Origin of the sequence: Streptomyces olivochromogenes, assembly GCF_001514115.1 — a bacterium.
Lineage (GTDB): Bacteria > Actinomycetota > Actinomycetes > Streptomycetales > Streptomycetaceae > Streptomyces > Streptomyces olivochromogenes.
Window position 1 is genome coordinate 102,954 of the sequence record NZ_KQ948458.1, and the last position, 814, is coordinate 103,767.

The window sequence follows — 814 nt, forward strand, 5'->3', positions numbered from 1 at the left end:
CCCGGCGTGTTGCTGTCCTGCTCGCCACGGTGGCGCTGCCGGCGGCCCTGGTGGTGCCCACGGCCACGCCCGCCGCTGCGGCGGTGCCCGTGACCGTCACCTTCAACGCGGGCGCCAACCAGCCCTTCACCGTCCCGGCCGGCGTCACCCAACTGACCGTCACCGCCACCGGCGCCGCGGGCCAGAACGGGTCCAGCGGCGGCGCAGGCGGGAGCGGCGCCACCGTCACCGGCAACGTCACCGTGCCGCCGAGCACCACCACCCTCTATGTCAACGTCGGCACGGGCGGAGGCGCCGGCGGCGGAGTGGTGGGTTTCCCGGGCGGTGCCGGCGGCGGTTCCAGCGATGTCCGCACCTGCAGCTCGGCCGGCCCCGGCTGCACCCTGACCGGCGTCCCCGGCACCGACCCCCGCCTCATCGTCGCGGGCGGCGGAGGCGGCGGCGGAACCGGCGTCCCCGGAGGCCAGGTCCCGCAGGCCACCGGCGGAGACGCCGGAAACACCGGCGGGGCCGGCGGCGCGAGAACGGCCGGCGGGCAGGGCGGCGGCGGCGGAACCCAGACAGCCGGCGGCGCGGGCGGAGCCGCATGCCCCTCCATCGGTACATCCGGCACTCCGGGCACGGGCGGTGCGGGCGGCAACGGCGGAGGCGGCTTCGGGGCCGGCGGAGGCGGGGGCGGCTGGTTCGGTGGAGGCGGCGGCGGAGGCTGCAACATCATCACGAGTGGCCCCTCTCCCAGTGGCGGTCCCGGTGGTGGCGGTGGTGCGTCGAACCTCGTCCCCACGGGTGGTACCTCCGGACCTGCCACGGGGCC

At 77.9% G+C, this 814-nt stretch carries 1 protein-coding gene; it reads left to right on the forward strand.

The window, feature by feature from the left end; all coding sequences use genetic code 11:
* Nucleotides 1–814 (forward strand): hypothetical protein (locus AQJ27_RS57925; protein WP_208948606.1); only part of this gene is annotated, 814 nt, incomplete at both ends.